Annotated in this window: 23 protein-coding genes; 12 read left to right on the forward strand and 11 right to left on the reverse strand. The window is 37.7% G+C overall.

Annotated features, from left to right (window positions below):
* Positions 1 to 116: 116 nt before the first annotated feature.
* The 6 genes from ASJ81_RS23305 (at position 117) to ASJ81_RS12125 (ending at position 5,013) form a co-directional block, all read left to right on the forward strand.
* Positions 117 to 311, forward strand: coding sequence for a hypothetical protein (locus ASJ81_RS23305; RefSeq protein ID WP_212556072.1), 195 nt, complete (start codon positions 117 to 119; stop codon positions 309 to 311).
* Complete coding sequence (locus ASJ81_RS12105; protein ID WP_095644659.1) at positions 298 to 1,155, forward strand: DUF7714 family protein; 858 nt, start codon at positions 298 to 300, stop codon at positions 1,153 to 1,155. Before ASJ81_RS23305 ends, ASJ81_RS12105 begins: the two co-directional genes overlap by 14 nt.
* Before the next feature lie 414 nt (positions 1,156 to 1,569).
* Positions 1,570 to 1,971 carry a hypothetical protein gene (locus ASJ81_RS12110; RefSeq protein WP_095644660.1) on the forward strand — a complete coding sequence of 134 codons (402 nt, stop codon included), beginning with the start codon at positions 1,570 to 1,572 and terminating at the stop codon, positions 1,969 to 1,971.
* Positions 1,972 to 2,596: 625 nt separating this feature from the next.
* A complete protein-coding gene (locus ASJ81_RS12115) occupies positions 2,597 to 3,157 on the forward strand; it encodes a manganese efflux pump MntP (RefSeq protein ID WP_095644661.1) in 561 nt (186 codons plus the stop codon).
* A 64-nt stretch (positions 3,158 to 3,221) separates the two neighbouring features.
* Positions 3,222 to 4,214 carry an isocitrate/isopropylmalate dehydrogenase family protein gene (locus tag ASJ81_RS12120; protein WP_095644662.1) on the forward strand — a complete coding sequence of 331 codons (993 nt, stop codon included), beginning with the start codon at positions 3,222 to 3,224 and terminating at the stop codon, positions 4,212 to 4,214.
* 223 nt (positions 4,215 to 4,437) lie between these two features.
* Entirely contained in the window at positions 4,438 to 5,013 is a 576-nt protein-coding gene (locus ASJ81_RS12125; protein WP_245860111.1) for a cyclase family protein, read from the forward strand.
* A 990-nt stretch (positions 5,014 to 6,003) separates the two neighbouring features.
* Here ASJ81_RS12125 and ASJ81_RS22815 read toward each other — a convergent pair.
* The 4 genes from ASJ81_RS22815 to ASJ81_RS12140 form a co-directional block, all read right to left on the reverse strand.
* Positions 6,004 to 6,141, reverse strand: coding sequence for a hypothetical protein (locus tag ASJ81_RS22815; protein WP_170943296.1), 138 nt, complete (start codon positions 6,139 to 6,141; stop codon positions 6,004 to 6,006).
* A gap of 590 nt (positions 6,142 to 6,731) precedes the next feature.
* A complete protein-coding gene (locus tag ASJ81_RS12130) occupies positions 6,732 to 7,238 on the reverse strand; it encodes a ferritin family protein (RefSeq protein ID WP_095644664.1) in 507 nt (168 codons plus the stop codon).
* A gap of 45 nt (positions 7,239 to 7,283) precedes the next feature.
* Positions 7,284 to 7,922, reverse strand: coding sequence for an archaeoflavoprotein AfpA (gene afpA / locus ASJ81_RS12135; protein WP_095644665.1), 639 nt, complete (start codon positions 7,920 to 7,922; stop codon positions 7,284 to 7,286).
* Positions 7,923 to 8,017: 95 nt separating this feature from the next.
* Positions 8,018 to 8,701, reverse strand: coding sequence for a flavodoxin family protein (locus ASJ81_RS12140; RefSeq protein ID WP_095644666.1), 684 nt, complete (start codon positions 8,699 to 8,701; stop codon positions 8,018 to 8,020).
* A gap of 402 nt (positions 8,702 to 9,103) precedes the next feature.
* On the opposite strand from ASJ81_RS12140, the gene ASJ81_RS22820 reads away from it, so the two are divergent.
* On the forward strand, positions 9,104 to 9,292 hold the full coding sequence (locus tag ASJ81_RS22820; RefSeq protein WP_170943297.1) for a hypothetical protein: 189 nt from the start codon (positions 9,104 to 9,106) through the stop codon (positions 9,290 to 9,292).
* Between the two features lie 112 nt (positions 9,293 to 9,404).
* Here ASJ81_RS22820 and ASJ81_RS12150 read toward each other — a convergent pair whose 3' ends face one another.
* Positions 9,405 to 10,301 (reverse strand): right-handed parallel beta-helix repeat-containing protein, encoded by an 897-nt coding sequence (locus ASJ81_RS12150; RefSeq protein ID WP_095644668.1) that lies wholly within the window; start codon positions 10,299 to 10,301, stop codon positions 9,405 to 9,407.
* Positions 10,302 to 11,885: 1,584 nt separating this feature from the next.
* Between ASJ81_RS12150 and ASJ81_RS12155 the strand changes: the two genes are divergently transcribed.
* The 4 genes from ASJ81_RS12155 (at position 11,886) to ASJ81_RS12175 (ending at position 16,400) form a co-directional block, all read left to right on the forward strand.
* A complete protein-coding gene (locus ASJ81_RS12155; protein WP_095644669.1) occupies positions 11,886 to 12,791 on the forward strand; it encodes a TolB family protein in 906 nt (301 codons plus the stop codon).
* A gap of 915 nt (positions 12,792 to 13,706) precedes the next feature.
* Entirely contained in the window at positions 13,707 to 14,693 is a 987-nt protein-coding gene (gene mer, locus ASJ81_RS12165; RefSeq protein WP_095644671.1) for a 5,10-methylenetetrahydromethanopterin reductase, read from the forward strand.
* Positions 14,694 to 14,787: 94 nt separating this feature from the next.
* Positions 14,788 to 15,828, forward strand: coding sequence for a F420H2 dehydrogenase subunit FpoF (fpoF, locus tag ASJ81_RS12170; RefSeq protein WP_095644672.1), 1,041 nt, complete (start codon positions 14,788 to 14,790; stop codon positions 15,826 to 15,828).
* Between the two features lie 50 nt (positions 15,829 to 15,878).
* Positions 15,879 to 16,400, forward strand: a complete 522-nt coding sequence (locus ASJ81_RS12175) for a nicotinamide-nucleotide adenylyltransferase (protein WP_048108998.1) — start codon at positions 15,879 to 15,881, stop codon at positions 16,398 to 16,400.
* A 202-nt stretch (positions 16,401 to 16,602) separates the two neighbouring features.
* On the opposite strand, the gene ASJ81_RS22825 is transcribed toward ASJ81_RS12175, so the two are convergent.
* Positions 16,603 to 16,773 carry a hypothetical protein gene (locus ASJ81_RS22825; RefSeq protein WP_170943298.1) on the reverse strand — a complete coding sequence of 57 codons (171 nt, stop codon included), beginning with the start codon at positions 16,771 to 16,773 and terminating at the stop codon, positions 16,603 to 16,605.
* 750 nt (positions 16,774 to 17,523) lie between these two features.
* On the opposite strand from ASJ81_RS22825, the gene ASJ81_RS12180 reads away from it, so the two are divergent.
* Positions 17,524 to 17,931: a hypothetical protein gene (locus tag ASJ81_RS12180; RefSeq protein WP_095644673.1), complete on the forward strand. Its 408-nt coding sequence runs from the start codon at positions 17,524 to 17,526 to the stop codon at positions 17,929 to 17,931.
* Between the two features lie 127 nt (positions 17,932 to 18,058).
* Here ASJ81_RS12180 and ASJ81_RS12185 read toward each other — a convergent pair whose 3' ends face one another.
* The 5 genes from ASJ81_RS12185 to uppS form a co-directional block, all read right to left on the reverse strand.
* Positions 18,059 to 18,607 carry an adenylate kinase family protein gene (locus ASJ81_RS12185; RefSeq protein ID WP_095644674.1) on the reverse strand — a complete coding sequence of 183 codons (549 nt, stop codon included), beginning with the start codon at positions 18,605 to 18,607 and terminating at the stop codon, positions 18,059 to 18,061.
* A gap of 224 nt (positions 18,608 to 18,831) precedes the next feature.
* The gene (locus tag ASJ81_RS12190) at positions 18,832 to 19,062 is read right to left on the reverse strand and encodes a cytochrome b5 domain-containing protein (RefSeq protein WP_095644675.1); all 231 of its coding nucleotides are present in this window, start codon (positions 19,060 to 19,062) and stop codon (positions 18,832 to 18,834) included.
* Between the two features lie 63 nt (positions 19,063 to 19,125).
* Positions 19,126 to 21,141 carry a thioredoxin domain-containing protein gene (locus ASJ81_RS12195; protein WP_394339137.1) on the reverse strand — a complete coding sequence of 672 codons (2,016 nt, stop codon included), beginning with the start codon at positions 21,139 to 21,141 and terminating at the stop codon, positions 19,126 to 19,128.
* A 97-nt stretch (positions 21,142 to 21,238) separates the two neighbouring features.
* The gene (locus ASJ81_RS12200) at positions 21,239 to 21,514 is read right to left on the reverse strand and encodes a hypothetical protein (protein WP_095644677.1); all 276 of its coding nucleotides are present in this window, start codon (positions 21,512 to 21,514) and stop codon (positions 21,239 to 21,241) included.
* 380 nt (positions 21,515 to 21,894) lie between these two features.
* The gene (gene uppS, locus ASJ81_RS12205; RefSeq protein WP_170943299.1) at positions 21,895 to 22,791 is read right to left on the reverse strand and encodes a polyprenyl diphosphate synthase; all 897 of its coding nucleotides are present in this window, start codon (positions 22,789 to 22,791) and stop codon (positions 21,895 to 21,897) included.
* Between the last annotated feature and the right edge of the window lie 318 nt (positions 22,792 to 23,109).

Here is a 23,109-nt window from a genome sequence, read left to right on the forward strand (position 1 = left end):
GCATATTTAAATAATCCCATATACACATTAAATTAATTCATATATTTGTGGAGTTGCTAAAAACAATGTGGTAAAAGCCAACTGCGTAACTCCTAAACAACTAAAGTAAGAAGAATATGAAAAATAAGAAGAAAAATAAGAAGAAAAATAAGACGAAAAATAAGAAGAACAAGAAAAATAAGACGAAAAATAAGACGAAAAATAAGAAGAACAAGAAAAATAAGAAGAACAAGAAAAATAAGAAAAATAAACTCAGAATCGATATTTCAAAAAAATCATCCAAAACAATCGATAACTATGATTTTTCCTGATGAATATAAGCATGTGGGTGTAACAAAATCCGTCTGCTCGGACACTGAGGAACCTATCTATTTCCTGACTGACTACCTGATTACAGAAAAGGAAAGTCCTCAGACAGGCGGCTGCGAATACGCAGTCTATTACGTGAGAAAAAACGGAGAAGGATTGCTCAGAAAAGTTGAATCTCTCGAAACAATAGCCTCAGGAGAAGAGGTGGTAAAATATGACAGAGAGTTGAATATAAAAGATCGTACACTTCTGATCGAGACTGCAGAAAAACTCTGTACCGGCAAAGTGAACACGGTAATTTTTACAGGTATGGATAAACACGTCACATTTGTTCACGTTCCCGATCTTGCAAACATTCTTGAGTTAGAAATCCTTGACGTTGCTCCCCCTTATCCCTCCTGGCTTTCCCTTGTTGTAAGAAGGCTCGAAGCCAGTGGAATTTTCGGGGATCTCCAGGTCAGGTTTACTGAAAAAGTAATCGATTTAAGACGTTTTGAAGGAAAAAACACCGTTTTTCCATGCAGCGCGTCTGGACTGAAAGGCAAATGCCTGGACTCGGATGTGCTCACGGAAAACGGACATTTACTTGTAGGATGTGAAATTTCAAAGACACTTTTTGAGATGCGTTTTCCTGAACTTGAGTATTCCTTTATAAACATCTGTCCTTTCAAGTCCGAAATAGTTGTACCCTCAAAATCCTTTATTACTCGCTGCTGCAGGTCTGAGAATTCAGGGCTTGTAAATATTTCGGGTTTTGATGGGGCTGTAGTCCACTGGGGAGCATCGGAGTACCAGGTTGCTGAAGCTATCCGAAAACTTGTAAACAGATTGAGAAAGAATGAGTAATCTTACATTTTTTCTTCAAAAGTCTGTTTTTCTGGTATTTTCTACAATCACTGTTTTTTATATTAAATCAAAACTTTCCCTAAATTCAAACTCCCCAGCTAATGCTTTTTTCTGATTATCGGCTTCAATTTCAAGTTTCTCTCAGCTTTTGCTTTTCTCTCTGTAATGAGCTAAAATACGTTAAACTTGAGTGAATCTCTTCCCAGGTTTAGTAAACTTGATTATATAATATATGACTTTTCTATTTATTAGAAAACTCTATTATCTATAAGAGACATAGTTTTAAAGGATCGACCTGCCAGCGACACTCACAAATTAAGGGGATTTGGGGAGAGATACCGAAATAAAGTTACTTTAGATAATCGGAGACGGGCAGCAGATTATAAAGCAGTATTAAATCTGGGGGGTAATAATATGATTTTACTCATAACTGCATGGATTGTTGGATTTGTTGCTGGGGTTTTCTTGATGAAGTTCTTGTTTGTAACGATTGCGATAAAGGCTTCACTCGCCTATAACACAATCATCGGGCATAATATTCATGAGAAGTATCAACAGGTGAACATGATACCTGATTGGGTTAAAACTCTCGCAGACAACAATATATACCAGCGTTACTCGCTTGAACCGCTGCGTATTGTAAAATATCCGGCGTTTTACAGAAAAGGATTTAAATTTTTTGAAGAAAGTCAGTATAAATATGCAATTTTCTATGAAGGCAACGGTAAGTATACCGCATATAGAAAAGTGAGGGCAGGAATATCGGGAAATAAAACAAAGACAGTGACTGAGGAAAAGTCTGAAATTAAAGTATGAGCAAAATAAGATGTGGGCAGTTATTTAATTGAAACGTGGTTAGAACCATGCTAATTATGTATGAGCAAAACTGAAGTATGTACAAAGTGAAAGTATCCAACAAAGTGAAAGCATCACAACAAAGACAGTTTTTGAGGAAAAGGATAAAATTAAACACCGTAATTTTATTTAAACATTGTCCGTTTTAACTGTATTATACAGACCTTTTGAGTTTATTCTGCCTGGAGTTTGAAGAGATCTTATTATCCCTTTCCTTTCAAAAAAGCATTTTCCATCGGTGACCTTTATAGAAGACATAGTTTTAAATCTGATTGTAGATTATTGGGTCAACAAATAATAACCATATACAGTCAACAAATAATAACCATATACATAGACATTTTGAGGACCTCAAGTCTTAAATGTTGGCATGTATAAAAGCTCTAATGATTCCTAAACCGTATGTTAAAATTCTAATTATTCCTAAATCATATACAAAAGACTTTAGAGAATTTCGAGAAACATCAAATTTTGGCGAGTCCTTTACATTTAGTATACAAACAATTTACTAAGAAATTGAGTTTATCGAAATACTCTTAATTATCTCGACAAAACCTGTTTATAAAACGGAACTGGAGTTCACCTAATGTCTTTCCTGACTAACTTCCTTTTAGGGCTCGGGCTTTCAATGGATGCATTTGCAGTTTCCATGTCCAGCAGTACTACGATACGGCCTTTTCATTTAAAGGATGCACTTAAACTTGCTTTCTTTTTTGGAGGATTTCAGGCTTTCATGCCCGTACTTGGCTGGCTTGGAGGAAGTGCAGTGAGCGGCTTTGTATCAAAATATGCTCCCTGGATTGCTTTTGGGCTTCTGGCCTTTATCGGAGGCAAAATGATTTATGAGGCTCTTTACGAAGATCCGGATGAGAAAGTAAATTCCCTCAATTATTCTACGCTTCTGGTGCTCGCAGTTGCTACAAGTATAGATGCCCTTGCTGTGGGAATTAGCTTTGCTTTTCTCAATACTCCTATTCTTGAACCTGTGATTATAATAGGCTGTGTAACCTTTTCCATGTCCTTCTGCGGAGCAGTCCTGGGATACAGAATAGGTCATTTTTTTGAGCACGAAATCGAGATTATCGGAGGGATTATCCTCATAGGCATTGGTGGAAAAATCCTTGCCGAGCATCTGTTATGGATCTGACAGGTCCTTAAGATCTCAAAAAGTTACGCCAGATTCATATACACAAACTATAGATGCAGTTAATATGAAATTAGCTGTAATCGAAGGTGATGGGATAGGCAGGGAGGTAATCCCTGTAGCTGTCAAAGTCCTTGACGCTTTCGGGCTTGAGTTTGAAAAAGTGCCCCTGGAGCTTGGCTATACTCAATGGGAAAGAACAGGGACTGCAATATCAAGTGATGATCTGGAAATCATAAAAGGATGTGATGCTGTCCTTTTTGGGGCAGTTACCACTGTGCCTGACCCAAACTGCAAAAGTGTGCTCTTAACCATCCGAAAGGAACTGGATCTGTATGCTAATGTCAGGCCTGTAAAACCTCTACCCTGCATAATAGGAGTCACCGGGAGAAATGATTTCGATTTTATTATTGTCAGGGAAAACACCGAAGGACTATATTCGGGAATTGAGGAAATTGGGTCAGATATTTCATGGACGAAAAGAGTCGTCACTCGGAGAAGTTCCGAGCGGATTGCAGAATATGCTTGTAAGCTTGCAAAGAAAAGAAAGAACAAGCTGACCATCGTCCATAAATCCAATGTCCTGAAATCCGATAAGCTTTTTCTCGATGTCTGCAGGCAAACTGCCAGTGCTAACAGCGTGGAATATGAAGATATGCTGGTTGACTCAATGGCTTACAACCTTATGATGCACCCTGAAAGGTATGACATTGTAGTTACAACAAACCTCTTCGGAGACATTTTGAGCGATATGTGTGCAGCCCTTGTAGGAAGTCTCGGTCTTGTCCCAAGTGCCAATATCGGGGATAAATATGCCTTCTTCGAACCTGTGCACGGAAGTGCACCCGATATCGCCGGAAAGGGCATTGCAAACCCGCTTGCCGCAATCCTCAGTGTAAAGATGCTCCTGGAATGGATGGGAGAGCCTCGATCTCAAGTTATCGATGAAGCAATAACCCATGTGCTTCAAAAGAAAATTATCACTCCTGACCTGGGAGGAACTGCCAGCACAATAGAAGTTGGAAATGCGGTTGCGGAATATGTGAGGAAAAATATCTGAAAACATAGTATAGTTCAACCTGGTAACGCAGCTCAATCGGGCAGGATGGATCAGTTTCCTGCCAGAGGAGAGTTTTTAATGTTTTAAACCCTTTTCTATAATAAGGCGCAGTTATATTTTTATCAAAAATGACTGCACTTAAATTCAGATATATCGCTAACGGATGAATGGGGGGTTCATTCTGCGTCAATTTTTCGATGTTTCATTGCCTATTACGGAAGAGATGGTTATACATCCTGGAAAGCCTGGACCTTCTATTAAGAGGTATTCCTCTGTCTCCAGGGATAAGGTAAACGAGTCTATTCTGACTATGGGGAGCCATACAGGTACTCACGTAGAGTCCAGGCTGCATCTTCGGAATGGTAGAGAAAGTGCTGCTGACCTGCCTCTTGATCATTTTTATGGAAAGTGCAGGGTTTTTGATCTCACACTTGTAGAAAGTGAAATTCACAGGCAGGACCTTGAAGAGTTTGAAATCGGGCCTGAAGAGATAGTGCTTCTCAAGACAAGAAACTCAGCCCTTGGGTACGTAAAATTTCTTGAGAATTATATATACCTTAGAATAGACGCAGCTGAATACCTCGTTAATGCCGGAGTTAAAACCCTGGGATTTGATTACCTAAGTATTAAAAAACCTGAAGGGGACGATGAGGTCCGTGAACTGCTTATAAATAACACAACTTTATTCTTAGGGCTCAACCTCGCCGGCATTCCTGAAGGGGAATATACATTCATAGGTCTGCCTCTTCGTATAGACACGGATGGAGCTCCGGCTAGAGTAATACTTGTTAAAGAATAATACATCAAACAAAAGTAATGTCGAGTCAACTGTCAAGGATTCAACATTCCGAATGATTACAATTGATTTTATATGATATTTTGTGGTTGACTCGTACTAAGAAAGACAGAAAAATATAGTAGCTACAGCAAATTTTAAAAGATTTAAAAAGGTAACATTCAGTTTCAAGAAGCCTTTTCTGTTTAAATTTTCGTTAGTTCCTGCTTTATATTTTGACTACTTTGTACTTTGACTACTTTGTACTTTGACTACTTTGTACTTTGACTACTTTGTACTTTGTACTTTGACTACTTTGTAGACTACTTCGTATTTTGACTACTTCGTATTTTGTGCTTGATTCTTAGTTATTTTGTTGGATTTCCCCATAAACTATTTTTCCTTCCAAACTTTTTATTCGTCACCTGGTTTTTCTGAAAAGTTTGTTTATATTCTTTAAAAAATTCGAGCTGATCATAGCATTAGGCTCTTTAGATCATTTCTTCAAAAAACTCGTTCATATGGATTTTCTTTAATACATAATATTTATCACTCACATTTATAGATATTTGCCATTTGAGCGGCAGGTGGTTTCAAAAACAGTTGTATATTGACTTCAAAATTTGCTATATGGAATTGGAACAGAACTTACAGGTTTAAATGGAACCGGTTGAAAAGTAAGTTTCTTTCCGCCTTTAATTTTCGTTAGAGTTTATTCTGATTTATGATTTTTTCTGAAGTTTGCATCTCAGTTGGTCTGTTCTTGAGATTTACTTATTCAATCTGTTTTTGAGATTTACTCCAATGACTTATTTTGAAACTTACTTTTCAACGTTCCAGTTCTTTAGAGGTTTTACATCATTTTGATTCGCAGTTTTTAATTTGCAGCTCTTTAATTTGCAGCTCTTTAATTTGCAGCTCTTTAATTTGCAGCTTTTTAATTTGCAGCTTTTTAATTTACAGCTCATTATGTGAATTGAGTTGCTTTCAGGCTGACAATCAATAAATCCTATCTTATATGCCTGTTACTGAAGCCTTTAGTTTAAGTACAGGCGTTTCCCCAAAGTGTACTGAAAAATTTATGTTCCTGTAACTTTCAAACTGCTCATAATACTGAGCACGCTCAATCAATCCTTTGAATATTTCCTCCATTTTATTCACCTCTATTCCTAAAAACTACATCAGTACTTATTAATCTCAGCCTAGCAGAGTGAAAGTATTTCTTGCAGAACGTCAGGCAAAAAATATCAGGCTCTAAGGCCAATGAGGCTGAAAACCTTTCATGATGGCTTTCAAAAAATGAAGAATGCTAATAGGAAAAATGCCAAATAGGAGGTTGGAACAAAATAAATATTCATTTGTATTCGGTTAAGAAATCTGTTAACCATAATATGACTACTTCAATTATCTGTTCATCACGATTTACTTTATAGGTTTACAGAAAAACACATCAAAAGTAATACATTTCTTACAGATCGTATCTTAACCGAATACAAATGAATAAATATTAAACGGAAAGCCGGGAATGGAATAAAAGAATCATTAATACTTTTTTGCAGCAGCTGCAAGATGCTCTCCAGGTTTTTTATTTCAGTTGTAATTTTTCATATAACCTTTCAGGGAGTAGTAAACCCACGAAAGCTCTCGACGTTCCAGTCGATTGCCCTTATCTGGCAGATCTACTGGAGAGTTCGAGAACTCCATATTTGTTTCAACCCATATACTAAAGCTTGTCCATGTTCTCAGGTCTGCATCCGGAATCTGGTAATGTCTTCCAGCAACTGGTCAATTAACTCGTAATGGCCTCTTTCAAAGCTTGCAAGCATCTCGAAGAAATTTTTCAAATTCTCGTCATCAACTCTTTTTGCGACTTCCGAATAGAAGTCCTCACTTTTTCTCTCGTGCCTCAGAGCTGCAACAAGGATGCCCGCGTCTCCAAGTGTAATTTCTCCACCTTTTGTGCGACCTATATCAAACTCAGGAGTGAAAGACTGACCACTAGGGATTTCCGTACTGGTTACAGGTAGCTCATTTTTATCTCGATATCTTTCAAGGTAGCCAAGATGTTTTACCTCTTCGTTTGCCAGATACTCATAGAGCTCCTTAAACTTCGGCCTGTCCATTACAGCGGCTTTACTCAGGTAGAAGTCTCTTGCCTCTTTTTCCCTCTCGATTGCCAGAGCAATGGCTTCTTCAATTCCGTTAAGATTTTTTACTTCATCTACTACACTTTGATATGTACTTCTCAAACTTTTTACCCCCTCTTATCTCTTCTCTTTTCAGATATCTCCACCTTAGAGCTTCCCGATTTCCTCTTTAGTTTTCTTCTTTTTTCGTTCTTTCACTTTCAGGATTATATCTTCAGTAGGTCGCTCAAGCCCGAATATGTCATAAATCTCGTAGGGACTTTTAAGCACCGTGATATTTTCCATCTGTGCAAGTTTTTCCGAGTTTTGAACATCTACTTCACGCATATTAAGTTCAAAGGCTCTGCCACTAGGTGCAGAGGTTTTTACACTTCCTCTTTTCTGGTCTACTGGCAGGATGAAAATAGGTGTTTGTCCTTTTCCAGTCTGAGAAACTGCGTTTGTAACAAGAGTATCTGCAATCCCATACACAATTTTTGCCACGGTATTGGCAGTCGCCGGGGCTATCAATAAAAAGTCATAGTATCCCATCTGCAACGGACCTGCAATGAAAGGAGAGTTAGGGCCTGCATCGACTTTGAAATTAGGGAAATCATTCTGGATTTTGTCCCATAGATGATACCATTTCATAACGGTCTCACCCTCTTTAGAGAGAAAAACCATTGTCTCAACATTTGTTCGGCTCTTAATGTCCACCAGAATGCTGTAGGTTTCAATCATCTGGTCTCCCGAACCTGTTATTCCCCATGCTATTCGCTTAATATTCTTATTTAATGGTTCTACCAAAATAACTCCTCCTTAAATGTTCTGACAAATCATGAAATTATTTCTCTTCCCGATTAACCTGAATCCTGAAAATCCAATTTTCCATATTTTTTACATTATTTGCCTTCTTCTTTTTGCATTTCAGACGGCTGGGATTTGTATTCCGTTCCTGAAGAAGCATTTTTTACAAGTCGGGTTGTCTGGACAAGTTTTTTTAAAGTTCTTCTAAGGCTCCTCATGCCTTCGGAATCTTCAGAGACTCCTTCTGCCCCTTTATCCTTTGACCAGAATGTCCCACCCAGGTTAGCTCCAAAAGAGCCTCCCCCCACAGGTATCATTTCGTTGATCACATAAAAGTTCAGGATTGTCTGGATTGCGGGTTCCTGTCCACCTACCCTGTCTCCTCCGTCTGCAATACCCATTCCGACTTTGTTCAAAAAAACCTTTGGGTTTTTGGCAACTATAGCCCTGCATCTATCCATTATTGTTTTGGTCTGAGCGCTCAATGTTCCCTGATAAACCGGAGTTCCAATAATCCAGGCATCTGCCCAGATCATTTTGTCGTAAAGTTCAGCCGAAATATCATCCTTATGAATGCAGCCTTCCTTTGTTCGTATACAGAAGTCGCAATGAATGCAAAAGTTCAGCTTTTTCCCTTTTGCGGAAAAGTAATCGGTTTCTGCGCCATATTTTTCCTCTGCAATCTTTAGCGCTTCCCGGACCAGAAAATCAGTTGCCATATTTCTGGGACTTCCAGATATTCCTAGTATCCGTATCGTTTTGGCTTCGGTTTCTTGCATGTCCCCTCCGAATTACAAGTAAAATTATGTATATAAGCAAATATATCTATATGTTTGTATGCCGTTCGGGCAAATAATTTTATGCCTGAATAGTTTTATGCCTCAATTCTCTAACTTTTCCTTTATAGATTAGATCTTCTGTAAACGCTATCAGATAATGGAATAAGCAAATTGTTACGGCTCCGAGGATTGTATTTTTCCTTTTTCAAGAAAAATTACCATACCAAATAAGTATAAGCGAAATTATTTCAGAATAAAACAGAAAGTATTTTCACCGAAAAGTTTATCTAAATGTTATTGAGAAGCCGGCCTATATAACTCAGAAAACAGATAATAAGATACCTTGAAGTACTCATTCGGAGACACCGGCACTCAAGAAAATAAAAATAGATGTTATGCTGTTTGAAACAAAAACAGATGACTCCAAACAAGACAGTCAGTTCAAACAAAATAAATGATTTCAAACAAAGAAAAGCATTAAAAGAAGTTACTGTTAATCCAGATGTAAAAAAGCCAGATATCTTTGTACAAGGCTATAGAAGTCCAGAAGTTCACAGGAAACAGCCAATGTTTAACCTGATTTTACATTAATTCTGATTTTACATTAATTCTGATTTTACATTAATTCTGATTTTATTGTAAGAAAATAAATTGGATTGAATCTCAGTTGATGAACTGAGAATTTTCCAATTAAGAAGATATCTTATCCACAGTTTTCAATTCTGTTATCGTGGATATTTACACCGGTTTCGTTTGTATTTAAGTGCACTACTGCAGGAGCAGATAAGTCATGGAAATAGTTACCGGAAGCTTCTATGTTTTTAAGAGTTCCCTGTAATTCCAGGCCTGCGTATCCACCGCCGGATGTAGTACATTCATTGTCTTTCATGACCCCGTCGGTAACGGAATCGAAACGAACGGATGAGTTAGTCCTGTTAATAAAGTTACAATTCTTAACTGTAATGCCGTTTACGTGATATGCGTATATACCATCGTGTCCGCATTTGTTTACAGTTACGGAGTCTATCATTACATTGCTTGACTTTGAGATAAGCATGGCGTCATTACATCCGTTCTGGAACGTAACATCTTGAATTGTTAATCCGTTGCAGTTTACTATAGTTGCCATGTTATAACAGGAGGTTCCGAGCCTGACACCGGAATAATAGTCGGACTGGCTACCATCAACAACTATGTTTTTTATTGTAACACTGCTTGCAGAACTGCCTCTAACCATAAGCATGGCTTTCTTTTCTGAAATACTGCTTTCACGCCCACCCCAGACTGGTAGTCCTTTGGCAAGCTTAATCTTTGTACCGGAATCTCCTTCAAGAACGGTATTGCTGCCTATCCGAAGAGAATCGCTTATATCATATGTGAACGGGCCTTTAAGGTGGACAGTTGTGCCCGGATTCTGTGCAGCAAATTCAAGAGCCTGGTTGATCTGGACATCATCGGCTTTTCCATCACAATTGTAGTCTCCACTTCCGTCTCCTGCAACAGTTACTACCTTTGTACTCTGAGCGCCTAACGCAGCCGGAATAGCTGTTAAAATAAGGCATGCTACCAGGAGTAGGGTTCCTAGTCGTCTTTTTTGCATCGTATCACCTTTGGGTTGGATCTTTTATAGGGATTTAAGTAGAATCAAAAAACATACGGTAAAGTACTTCTTTCCCAAATATTCTCAAAATTCCATATTACGTACTCGTAATACTTACTTTTCCGAACTAATCTAATCAGGTAGGGATTTTAAATTCCAGAATGGAATTTCCTGATCAGGTCGGCTCTATACGGGTATTCAGATTCTTATTACGTCTGCGTAATATTTTTCGAACCTATCCAATTCGGTTCTCTGCGATTTAGTGGGGCGGACACGTTGCACACAGAGTATCCACTCTCCAATAACGTATAGGGATTAGTCATTGGAAGTGGCCGGAAACTAGAAGTTTCAGCTTCTACAAATTAAAACTGCTACTGACCACAGGATAATAGCTCCGGTCAATATCATCTATTTATCTAGTACGGCCTTTAGTCAGATCAACTCTCCTTATTAAAAAGGTTTGATTCATCATTATTGAATTTCTGAGTTGACATCCCTGGTTATGTGATCCTATTATAAAATATTTTTGGTATTATATTAAAGAAATCGATACAGTGTATAATTATATCAGAATATTTCAGGTTTTTAAGGAACAGAGAAGTAAAATGTTATAAAAGGAACTTAACTAATTGTCAAATTAAATAATAAAATGACCTTTGTCTAATTTAAAAAAGAAGATTCGGAATAGAGGCCAAAATATTAAATCGATTTCGATGTTGACTTATTGATTAACTTAGTTGATATTGACTTAGAGCCTATCAGAGTATCGACTTAGTCCGTATTGGTTTAGTTGATGCTGTTATTATAAACAAATTGCTGTTATTATAAACAAATTGCTGTTATTATAAACAAATTACTGTTGTTATAAACAAATTGCTGTTATTATAAACAAATTACTGTTGTTATAAACAAATTATTGTTATTATAAACAAATTCATGACCTCATATAGCAGTTTATTGCTTTGTTATTATACCATATGAGCTGATCCCAAAACTAAAAATTGCTTCTCTGAATCCTGTATTTTGAATGATCACTCAAGTTTCTGATCATGACAACAATCCTGAAAATTCTTGATGATTAAGAACTAAATGGCTTTTGGGATAGGCTCTATAATAAATAATGAGCCCATCCCAAAACTTATTTTTGTTCTCAAATCTCAGAAATATTAAGGATTGGTCGTAGTCATAAACTCAATTAGCCGCTTAAAATACGAGATACAGAAAAGTAAATTTTGAGTTTTGGGATAGGCTCAATATATAACAAGTTCAACTTCTTCTCATTTAGCACTATATCGAAGGGTACAGTTTGTAAAAACACAAGCTTCTAGCCCTCCGTTACTAAAACAAAAAGTAGTAAAACCTAATGAGTACTTATATGCAGGTAAAATTAGAGTTCATTCTACTTTTTTAGTTATGTTATATAGTCCTTTTATTTATATAATAACTAATATTATAAGTTAATAAGTAATTATAAGTTAATAGGTAGATCAAACTACTAAATATAAATTAAAATTGTATGAATTGTGCTGTTATAATAAACTCAGAAGAGTTTAGGACTTTGCTAACGGATACGGTGGGGTAAAAATGAAAAGGAAATTATTTTCGATAACGTTAGTCCTTATATTTTTGATTCTGATATCAACAGTGGCTTCAGCTGAACAATTTACAAAAATAGGTAGTGGATCTGAGCCTGCTATTGATGATGGTAAAGTAACCTGGACAAATAATGGTGTTATTCATGTTTATGACCTGACGACCAAAAAAGAAACTGCAGTTAACTCTTCCGCAGCATCTCATCCAGCGATTTCAGGAGACAAGTTAGTTTGGCATGATGAGAGCAGTGAAATCCCCAGGCTTACGGTATATGATATTTCAACAGCCTCAAAAACTTACATCACACAGAATGTAGACAAAAGTAGCATTCCTGCTATTTACGGCAGCAGGATAGTATGGAGTGCAAATTCCTATGTTTACATGCATGACATATCTACATCCACGCAGACTAAAATAGCAGATGGAGACAATCCTGACATTTATGCTAATATGATCTCATATGACTCTTATTCTACCGAGGACACTCCACAAATTTACGTATATAACATTACTACTAAAAAAGCAATAGATGTCAGCCAGTATGGTGATAATATGTTTTCACATGCTTACGGCGACAAAGTGATATGGTCGGATTTTTACAACCGACTTGGCAATATCCGCATGTATGATATTACTACCGGACAACAAACAGAAGTTACAACAGGTAATGACAAAACTGGATATGATACTGGTGGTTCAACTGATACGGACGGCAACAAGATTGTGTACTTGAAGCACAACAACCTTGCAAATATAGACTCAGGTGATTTATATATATACGAGATAGATACCGGAAAGAGTAAACAGTTAACATCTGGCAACACCTCACAAACCCCAGCTATATCCGGCAACGTTATGGTGTGGTCTGATTCTGGCAATATCTACATGTTAAAATAAGATAAAATAAAATAAAATAAAAGAAAACAAAACAAAACAAAACAAATATTGCAGTAAAGTATTGTAGTAACGTAAAATTGTATTATCGTGAAGTATAATAAGTAAGGTAGAGTAACGACTTCACTGCTTTATATTTTTAAGATGAAAGCGTAAAAGAAGAATTATTTACATTTTTTTCAATGTTTTTAAGTAGAGTATAAATTTTGTTGTGTTTTAATGACTTTTCTTTAGCACTTTCCCCGAATTTTTTATGTAAAATTGAACATCTCGAAAAATCGCTACACCACTCTTCAAGTTTATTTTCTTTGATATGCACAAATTCTTGCTTTTATATCTACATTCAATATTCGCCCGATAGTTATAGAGTTTTAGAGTTTTCGCCGTATGCCATTTTCCAATATAAACCTTTTGCCAGTTCGAAAGATTATTTCTTTGAAAAAAACCCAGCATATCCTAATTCCTATCTTATGGTCCAAGTCAATACAGTTTAAAACTGAAGTTCAAGTGCCAATTTCTGAAAAAGGTTTTTAAGGTATTGGGATTTACGCACTTGAAATATAAATAAATAGTATTAAATTCATAATCTTTTAGAAGTAAGATTTTAATTAGGATGGTTACTGCAATTGATTTCTCAGTATAACTATGTAAATCTTGATATGATCATGTTTTCTGTGTAATCCAGATTTGAATAGTCTGCTATGAAAAAGAACAAGTAAATTATTTAAATACGATAATTATTATATAACTTGTTTAATACAGTTAAATATATATAGATTCTTAAATACTGTTATGTGAATCATATAAGGTTATAATTAATGTCTATTATAACGGATATTAATTATTATTAAAAGAAAATAATTTGGGGACAAAAAACGGACCCATTTAACTAATATACAGTAATAGGAGTAACTTGAGATGAAGTTCGGAATTGAATTTGTGCCGAGCGATCCCGCCTTAAAGATCGCATATTACGCAAAGCTCTCAGAACAGCAGGGATTCGACAATGTCTGGATCACTGACCATTATAACAACCGTGATGTATACTCCACTCTTACCGTTCTTGCCCTGAACACTAACAGTATTAAGATCGGTTCCGGTGTTACAAACTCCTACACTAGAAATCCCGCAATTACTGCATCCAGCATTGCTTCAATTGCTGAGATATCAGGTGGTAGGGCAGTTCTCGGCCTTGGACCCGGAGACAAAGCAACCTTCGATGCCATGGGTATTGCATGGGAAAAGCCTCTTGCAACCACCAAAGAAGCAATTCAGGCAATCAGAGGCTTCATTTCAGGACAGAAGGTCTCCATGGATGGAGAAATGATCAAGTTCGCAGGTGCTAAGCTCGCTTTCAAAGCCGGAAATGTACCCATATACATGGGTGCTCAGGGCCCCAAGATGCTTGAACTTGCAGGTGAGATCGCAGACGGTGTCCTTATTAATGCTTCCCATCCGAAGGATTTTGAAGTTGCTGTCGAACAGATTAAGAAAGGGGCAGAAAAAGCCGGTCGTGATCCGAGCGAAGTTGATGTTACAGCATACGCTTGTTTCTCAATTGACAAGGACCCCGTAAAAGCGGTCAATGCCGCAAAAGTAGTAGTTGCTTTCATTGTCGCAGGTTCTCCTGATCTTGTTCTCGAGCGCCATGGAATTCCTGTCGAAGCAAAGAGCCAGATAGGTGCAGCCATTGCCAAGGGAGACTTCGGAGCTTTAATGAGTGGACTTGTTACTCCCCAGATGATCGAGGCATTTTCTATCTGCGGAACTCCTGAAGACTGCATGAAGAGAATCAGGGACCTCGAAGCAATCGGAGTTACCCAGATTGTTGCCGGATCTCCGATCGGTCCTGACAAAGAAAAAGCAATAAAGCTTATAGGTAAAGAAATCATTGCAAAGATGTAATTTTATTACATCTAGTAATTTTTTGTTTTTCTTCTGTATTTTTTAAAATGTCTTGCCGGTAAGGCAAGCATATCAAGGTGTTGGAGGTAATGAATTGCCACCAAAGATTGCAGAAGTCATTGAACACGACATATGCGCAGCCTGTGGAGCATGCGAAGCCGTATGTCCTATCGGAGCTGTAACTGTAAAGAAGGCGGCAGAAATCCGTGATCCGAATGATCTGAGCCTGTATGAAAAAGGAGCTGGGTATCTGGTCTGTGAAGGTTGTTTAACCTGCAGTAGAGTCTGTCCATTAGTAGACGGTTTCGTCGAGAATGAGCTTGCAAATGTGCGCAAGTTTTTTGCCGCAAGATCAAAGGAAAATGCCGGAAGCCAGGACGGAGGAGTTACCAGTGGTATCCTTAAATCTCTTTTCAAGCAGGGCAAAATCGACTGCGCAATCGGAATCACTCGAAACGAAAAATGGGAACCCAAAGTAGTTTTATTAACTAATGCTGAAGATGTTGAGAGGACAAGAGGAACCAAATACACTTCTGACCCGGTTGTTGCAGCCCTCAGGGAAGCCTTTGAAAAATATGATAGAATTGCAGTGGTTGGTGTACCCTGCCAGGCTCATTCTGCAAGACTGATCCGGGAAAATATAAATGAAAAAATCGTGCTTATCATCGGATTACTATGTATGGAAAGTTTCCATCGCGACGTGATGCTTGAGAAAATAATCCCTGAGATTATGAAAGTCAAGATTGAAGATGTCAGGAAGATGGAGTTCACTAAAGGTAAATTCTGGGTCTATACCAGTGACGGTGAGGTTCACTCCGTGCCTATCAAAGACGTAGCTAAATATGCCCGAAACCCCTGCCATCACTGCTGTGACTACACTTCAGTCTTTGCCGATATTTCCGTAGGCTCGGTCGGTGCTCCGGACGGATGGAACTCAGTCTTTATAAGGACAGAGATCGGAGAGGAGTACTTCGATAAGGTCCGCGAAGAAATGGAGATCATGGAAGATCCCAAGCCTGGCCTTGAGCTTGTAAGAAAGCTTATTGATACGAAGCGCAAAAATAACGCTGAACATTTCAAAGAAGTGTGCAAAGAGTTCAGCTTTGAGACAGGAATCCGTAGTGAAACTGTCTGAAACCAGAATATATTGAGAAAAATAACCAAGTGCGATTGGAGGTATTCGGAATGGTGCGAGCTTTTTATATTGGACGTTTTCAACCGTATCACTTCGGACACCATGCTATAATTAAGCAGATTGCGGAAGAAGTTGATGAACTGGTTGTAGGCATAGGAAGTGCCCAGAAAAGTCACGAACCAACTGACCCATTTACGGCAGGGGAAAGAGTACTAATGGTGTATAATGCACTTGAAAATCTTCCTATCCGACACTATGTTCTCCCTATTGAAGACGTCAGGTACAACTCCATCTGGGTCCATCACGTCGCATCCCGGACACCGAATTTTGAAGTTGTGTACTCAAATAATCCGCTGGTAATTCAGCTCTTTCGGGAAGCCGGTTTTTGTGTAAAAGAGTCTCCTCTTTATATTCGGGAAAGATATTCAGGAACGGAGATTCGGAGACGAATGATCGCAGGGGAAAAATGGGAACATCTTGTTCCGAAGTCAGTCGTTGAAGTGATCAAGGAAATAGATGGAGTAAATCGCCTGAAAAATGTTTCTGCCAGCGATAACAATTCTTCGCTATAAGAATGATTACTTTTATGCTAGTTGTATAACCATTTTAAAAATATTTTTCACTCAACATAGCTTTTCTTTAGTTATTGTTTTTTTACATATAGTGCTTCTTGCTTTTATTTTTCTTTACGTTTTATATCTCATTGTTCTCATTTATCTTTACGTTTTATTTTTCATTATTCTTATTTTTTTTACGTTTTATTTTTCATTATTCTTATTTTTCTTTTCTCTTGTTCCAGCCTTCATTATATTTTCCTCTGTTTTTGTTCCAGCCTTCATTATATTTTCCGACTCTGTTCCAAAATCCAGTGATTTTCGTATTTTTTAATTGAAGACCTGAGTTAGCAAGAAGAGTCCAGTTATCATCAAAATCAATATTCGACATCTAAAGACTTCAATTTTTAAGTTATGTCACAAGGATTATGACTAATTACAAAACCTAGTGATTTTGAACTTTAAATTCATCACTAGGTTTTGGTACTGATTCTATTTTCCTCTGTTTTTATAATTTTCTTTACCATTAGTTTGTTTTTAATTTTCTAAAAATGTGACCTGGGTCTAAGTACAAGATATTCCGAAATTTTTAGATATGTCTGTGAGTGAGACTAGTTCTGAGTTTTCTAATTAATCTACAAATAAGTGTTTTATTCTGTTATGTATAGGGTATAACAGTTGAATATTTTTTAAAGAAGTGGACGCGACTAACAATAATAGTTATCTCTAAGAGAAAATTTCTTATAAAAGAAAGTACTATTTTCACATGTGAACTCTTGAAACTTTTTGATACACTGGGGAGACATTTTCTATGTGTTTTTGTTATACTGTGTTTCAACTTTTAACCTTCAAATGACGTCTCAGGTTAATTGCTGTAATCGATATAATTAATGAACACATTGAAATAAACCTGTGTTTTCGAAGAAGTTAGAGTACATAAAAACACAAACATGTGTTTAAATTTACACTGTTTGGTGAGAAATAACGTAGAAAATTCACTCAATCATATGAAAATATATCTCCTGATAAATCGGGGGGTTTAATCCGGAAGAGTATATTTTCATTGCCAGTGAAAATCGGATTTAAAAACCAATAGCTTTTAAAATTTTTGTGGTTGAGTGTACACTATGGAGGATATAAAATGAGAAAGACTATGTTTAAGACAGTATGTATTTTCACGTTAGTTTTCTTTGTCCTGTCAATGACAGGAGCAGCGTGCAGTAAAAGTTGTAAAACAAAAACAGATGCAATAAATGATTCTTATAGTATCAACCTCAAAAAATGTCCAAAAGTTACTTATTGCTTAAACACTGTACTGAAAAACGATAAAGGATGTAACCTTAAAGTTATAACTACAAAGACTATTACTACCAAACTGGGTGGTAAAGTAACAATGTATAGTAACGGTAAATTCTGCTACAAAGCACCATCAACGTGTTGTTATAAAAAATGTTCTTGCACGGACACTTTCAACTACTGTGTAAAAGGTACGGATGGAAGAACCGATTGTGCAACCGTTAAACTGAAACTCAAATGTGCTACCTGCTAAAAATGCCATCAGGTAGTTATCCTGATTGGTGTAACGCAGTAATTTAAGGGAAAAGGAAGTTTTAATCTTCCGGGGATCCAATCCCCATATCCCTTACCAATTTCATTACCTTTTTAATTCACAATAGTTAAGGAACAAGATCAATCCAATCAATTGATCCGGGTTTATACTCCGACAACTCTTCTTCGCTGCCGCTTAAAATATGATCTATTATTTTTTCTATGTGCTGTTCTGTCTCTTCAATGCTCTTTCCTGTCGTGTTTATCTCAAAAACTTTCTTACACCATTCAAAGGCTTCAACCAGGATCACATCGAGAGCTTCGGCCTCAATATTTTCTCTTATTTTCTCTTCCGAATAGCCGCGTGCTTTCAGCCTCATTTTCAATTCAGGAGGGTATGCCCTGAGTATAATCACGATATCTGCGATGTAATGGGCAAGATGACTCTCAAGAATTATTACCTCATTTTCCTTTCCACCAATAATCTCCTCAAGACGCTGCCTGACAAGTTCCATATCCGCAATAACCGCATCCCTTTCCTCATCGATCTCGGTGTAGAGATGCTCTTCTTTGATCACTTCATTAAGGTGGATTACTTTCCAGTGCCTTTTACTCTCAAGAAACTTACTTACTGAGGTTTTTCCAGTTCCCGGTGTACCTGTGAGTCCTATTAACATGGAAAAAAGAATGGATTTATATCAATTATACTTAATGCAGCCCTGAAAGTTATGTGTAAAAATATTTTTACACATAACACATCAGTCTAAGTTTTCATAATGTGACAATTTTTGATGTGACAGTTTTGATGTGACACCTTTTGATGTGATAGTTTTATACATTTGAGACAAACAACTCAATGACATATTTCCAATCCAGATATGTTTATCCAGTCCAAACCACTTTACTCTTTCAAAGTCCCAATAACAGGAAAATCCTTAAATATTTCAGGCCCATGAGGTGCTTCGTCCATTTCTTCGGTAAGGTCTTTTCCTGCATCATGTAGTCCCTGGTGGATACCACCTTCCCATAAGTAACTGTCTGATACATCATAGACCTGGCCCTGATAGGCAACATAAAGCTTGCCATTTTTACCGTTATACTCTGCGAGTTCTTCAAGTGTGTATTCTTTCATTTTCCATTTCTCCACTTTAAATTTAATAGCTCATTTGACTAAAATCTTCAGTTTTAATTATAATCATATGTTCAACAATCTTAACATCTCATTGACCTCAGTAGTAGGAAGCTGACATTGATAGTTCTGGCAAACGTACGCAGTAGCTTTTCCCTCGATAGGAACCTGTTCTTTCGTATATTTTGCCAGCTTTGTAATTTCAGGATCCTTTCCTTCAGGTCTGAAAATCAGCACTTTATTAGGAACGAAGTAAGTCCAGAGTTCATCAAGCATGTGTCCAGTGTCCGGAGACTCGTGCTTTCCGGAAATTACCACTTGATAAGCCGGACCCAGGCCAAAGTCAAGCGCTGACAAAAACTGCGTATACCCCGAGGGCATTTTTCTGACGAGTTTTGAAAAAGCGCGTTCCAACCCTTGAGCTCTGTCTTCCAGCTCCGAATCTGCAGTAATTCTGGAAAGTCTAAGAAGATTCAGCATCTCAATAGAATTTCCTGAGGGTATGGCTGCGTCCGTAAACTCTTTTTTTCTGAAAATAAGTGATTCACTGTCATCAGCAGTAAAGAAGAAACCCCCCTGAACGGGGTCCCAGAAGTGCTCGAGAAATTCTCTATTAAGACAAAGGGCTGCTTTAAGATATTTCAGTTTAAATCCAGCCTCGTAAAGCTCGATAAGTCCATGGATCAGGAATGCATAGTCGTCGGCATTTCCGGAGATGCCGGATTTCCCGTCTCGATATCGGTGAAGCAGTCGTCTATTGGGACTGTAGAGTCTCCGGAGGATTAAGTCGGCGGCTTTTTCGGCGGCTTTCAGGTACTTCTCCTCACCAAAGGTCTGGAAACCTTTTGCAAAAGCCGCAATCATGAGTCCGTTCCAATCAGTTAGAATCTTGTCGTCCTTTGCAGGTCTTTCACGTTTGTTTCGAGCTGATAGGAGTTTTTCTTTAGCTATTTTTATCCGACTCTCAACTTCGTCAACAGGAATATTCAGTTCGGCAGCTAAGGCTTCGAGAGAACGAGACATATAAAAAATGTTAGTACATATTTTTTTACCTCTTATTTCTTCTTCAAAGTTACCTCCTTCACTGAAATTAAATACTTTTGTTATCAGTTCGGACTCCTCAGGACTAAGAATCCTTTGGACTTCTTCTAAAGTCCATAGATAGTACTTTCCTTCCTCTCCTTCAACATCAGCATCTTCCCCACAATAAAATCCACCTTCTTGAGATGTCAGGTCTCTTAACACATAGTCAAGAATTCCCTCTGCTGCTTCTTTATACAGTTTCTTGCCGGTAACTTGGTAAATTTCTGTGTATGCAGTTGCAGTAAGAGCCTGATCATATAACATCTTTTCAAAATGGGGAACAATCCACATATTATCTGTTGAGTAACGGTGAAAACCCGAACCGAGGTGGTCGTAAATTCCACCCCTGTACATATTTTCCAGAGAATACTCGACCATATGAAGAGCTTCAGGGTTTCCACTGCGCCTCCAATAGCGAAGTAAAAATAAAATTTTATGTGGAGTTGGAAATTTGGGAGCTCTTTCAAAACCTCCGTATTCATTATCAAAAGACATCAGTAGTTCTTCATAAGCCTCCTGCAATATTGATTCCCCTATACTCTCTCCTGCTGACTCTGAGATCATATTCTGTATAGTAGACGTGATTTTTTCAGCTGACTCAAGGACTTCTTCATGCTGCCTGTCCCAAATTTCCTCTATTCTGGGTACGAGTTCGAGCATCCCTGTCTGGCTAAAACGGGAATTTTTGGGGATATAGGTTCCTGCAAAAAAAGGCTTCATATTTGGGGTCATAATAATATTAAGAGGCCAGCCGCCTCTTCCAAGAATAACCTGGCAGACCGTCATGTAAACATTGTCAATATCAGGTCTTTCTTCCCGGTCTACTTTTATGCAAACAAAAGCCCTGTTCATGAGTCTTGCTACCTCTTCATCCTCAAAAGACTCATGTGCCATTACGTGACACCAGTGGCAGGTGGAATATCCAATTGACAGAAAAATAGGTTTGTTTTCTTTTTTGGCTTTCTCAAAAGCTTCTTCTCCCCATGGGTACCAGTCCACAGGATTATACGCATGCTGGAGGAGATACGGACTCTTTTCATTTATCAGGCGGTTAGGTTTTTTATAATTTTCTCCCAGTAAAATCCCTCCAGCCTCTTCAGATATTTATTTCTTGCCAGGCAAACATTCTGCCTTTAAGGACTTTGGTTATTCCTATTTCTTTCCTTAGGGTCCTGATAGCTATTTCTGCCTGCACACCCGAAAGAGATGAAATCGCAGTTTCCATGTCTCTGATGATCTTAGTTTCCGGTAATTTTAACAAGTACAAAGGATGGCCTTGCCCCAAATTTACATATCTGGTATGTCCCGATTTCCAGGCTCTCTGAAAATAAGTCTTATAGGATTGCAGATTTAACTCGCTAATAATATCCATTCTAACTCCCCTGATCTAAACACCGATCTCCATAGATTTCATTCTAAATGAATGACCAACTCTGGAGTGGATTTAATTTATCCCCAATACAATGATATCTTTTAAGCTCTCGCTAAGCTTTTAAATGAAAAATTAAGTACAGCAAATTTCCCCACTTTAGATATTCGTCTCCTGAATATCAATATATCGGTATTCTGAGAGATTATTTTTATATATAAACAGGTAAGAAAGGCTGTTTTAGAAGCAATATTGGCGGGAAAATTGTGAAACGTGGATATTCGTTTCATTTTAGGTTCCCGCATTTTAGTTTAGAAAAAGTTATTTAAACGACGAAGCACTGTTTCGGGCATTTTCCATAAATCTACAATTTGCTAAGTATTTCAGGAGATTCCTTGCTTTTTAATTGACTGAAGTTGTCCAATCTCTTCACCTTTTTCCTCACACGCTCCTACTTCCAGGAAATTTACAACTTTTAAGACTCTATATGATTGCTCCTGCTTTTTTTCGGCTTTTCTGGCTTGATATACCCTGATTGAGCGGAGAAGATCGATTTTTCGGAATTCTGGCCAGAAGGGAGCACAGAAGTAAGCTGCACATTCACTTCCGTTAGCCTGCCAGGAAAGGAAATTTGAAATCCTTTCATCTCCACCGGTGCGTATGACAAGATCCACATTTGGAACAGAGACCCCTGGGGCAGGATAAAGATGTTTTGAAATGAGACTCTCGTTCACTTCCCCAAGAGAGAGTTTCCCGCTGGAAATACAGCCTGCAATGTCGCGGACGGCCTGAATAATATCCTGCCTGCCTCCATAGGCAATGGCAACATTCAGATAAAACTTCCCATAATTTTCCGTAGCTTTCTCTATTTTTTCAATTGACTCATTAAGAAAAGAAGGTAATTTTGACCTATCTCCTATGACACGAACCTGTGTCTCTTTTTCATATGTCCTTGAATCAGAGTAAAGTTTCAGGAATTTGTCGTTAATGAGGTTGAAGAGACCGTCGACTTCCTCTTCAGAGCGCCGAAAATTTTCCGTAGAAAAAGCATAGAGAGTAAGCTGCTTTACCCCGATCTCATAACACCACTCAATTACCTTTTCTATAACTTCTCCCCCCATTGCATGCCCGAAACTTCGATCCTTTCCCAGCTGCCCCGCATACCTGCGGTTCCCATCCATAATCACAGCTATGTGATGCGGAATTTCTGAATTTAAAATCTTTATCTGGAGTCTTCGCTCATACTCGTGATAAAATATACTAAAGATACGGTTTTTCAAAAAACGGAGTCCCGCCCGAAAGATTCCCATGCTCTTAGGCAAAATATTTAATTTTTTAATGAATTTTCCTCCTGAAAATATCCAGATGTAAGAAATATCCGCGTAAATTCTCAATAGAGCTTAATATCTCTGTTGTCCAGGATGTTAATATCTCTTCTGCTTAAAAATCCTATCTGTTGAGTCCATCTAGAAAACATTTTACCCTCAAAGTAATAAAAACCTCAAAACTATTTTCGGGATCAGAAAATCGAGATCTGACGTTCAGAGAAGTAATTTTGAATTTTGGAATTAGTTCAATGATTAATTCTGAAAAAACAA

The organism is Methanosarcina spelaei (genome assembly GCF_002287235.1).
Lineage (GTDB): Archaea > Halobacteriota > Methanosarcinia > Methanosarcinales > Methanosarcinaceae > Methanosarcina > Methanosarcina spelaei.

Coding starts and splice junctions, on each gene's coding strand:
- ASJ81_RS12200 (WP_095644677.1), bottom strand. CDS start 21,514: ATGGATATTATTAGCGAGTTAAATCTGCAATCCTATAAGACTTATTTT.
- ASJ81_RS12185 (WP_095644674.1), bottom strand. CDS start 18,607: ATGTTAATAGGACTCACAGGTACACCGGGAACTGGAAAAACCTCAGTA.
- ASJ81_RS12180 (WP_095644673.1), top strand. CDS start 17,524: ATGAGAAAGACTATGTTTAAGACAGTATGTATTTTCACGTTAGTTTTC.
- ASJ81_RS22815 (WP_170943296.1), bottom strand. CDS start 6,141: ATGGAGGAAATATTCAAAGGATTGATTGAGCGTGCTCAGTATTATGAG.
- ASJ81_RS12155 (WP_095644669.1), top strand. CDS start 11,886: ATGAAAAGGAAATTATTTTCGATAACGTTAGTCCTTATATTTTTGATT.
- ASJ81_RS12105 (WP_095644659.1), top strand. CDS start 298: ATGATTTTTCCTGATGAATATAAGCATGTGGGTGTAACAAAATCCGTC.
- ASJ81_RS12190 (WP_095644675.1), bottom strand. CDS start 19,062: ATGAAAGAATACACACTTGAAGAACTCGCAGAGTATAACGGTAAAAAT.
- ASJ81_RS12120 (WP_095644662.1), top strand. CDS start 3,222: ATGAAATTAGCTGTAATCGAAGGTGATGGGATAGGCAGGGAGGTAATC.
- ASJ81_RS12150 (WP_095644668.1), bottom strand. CDS start 10,301: ATGCAAAAAAGACGACTAGGAACCCTACTCCTGGTAGCATGCCTTATT.
- ASJ81_RS12140 (WP_095644666.1), bottom strand. CDS start 8,701: ATGCAAGAAACCGAAGCCAAAACGATACGGATACTAGGAATATCTGGA.
- mer (WP_095644671.1), top strand. CDS start 13,707: ATGAAGTTCGGAATTGAATTTGTGCCGAGCGATCCCGCCTTAAAGATC.
- ASJ81_RS12115 (WP_095644661.1), top strand. CDS start 2,597: ATGTCTTTCCTGACTAACTTCCTTTTAGGGCTCGGGCTTTCAATGGAT.
- ASJ81_RS22825 (WP_170943298.1), bottom strand. CDS start 16,773: ATGTCGAATATTGATTTTGATGATAACTGGACTCTTCTTGCTAACTCA.
- ASJ81_RS12175 (WP_048108998.1), top strand. CDS start 15,879: ATGGTGCGAGCTTTTTATATTGGACGTTTTCAACCGTATCACTTCGGA.
- ASJ81_RS12110 (WP_095644660.1), top strand. CDS start 1,570: ATGATTTTACTCATAACTGCATGGATTGTTGGATTTGTTGCTGGGGTT.
- ASJ81_RS12125 (WP_245860111.1), top strand. CDS start 4,438: ATGGTTATACATCCTGGAAAGCCTGGACCTTCTATTAAGAGGTATTCC.
- ASJ81_RS23305 (WP_212556072.1), top strand. CDS start 117: ATGAAAAATAAGAAGAAAAATAAGAAGAAAAATAAGACGAAAAATAAG.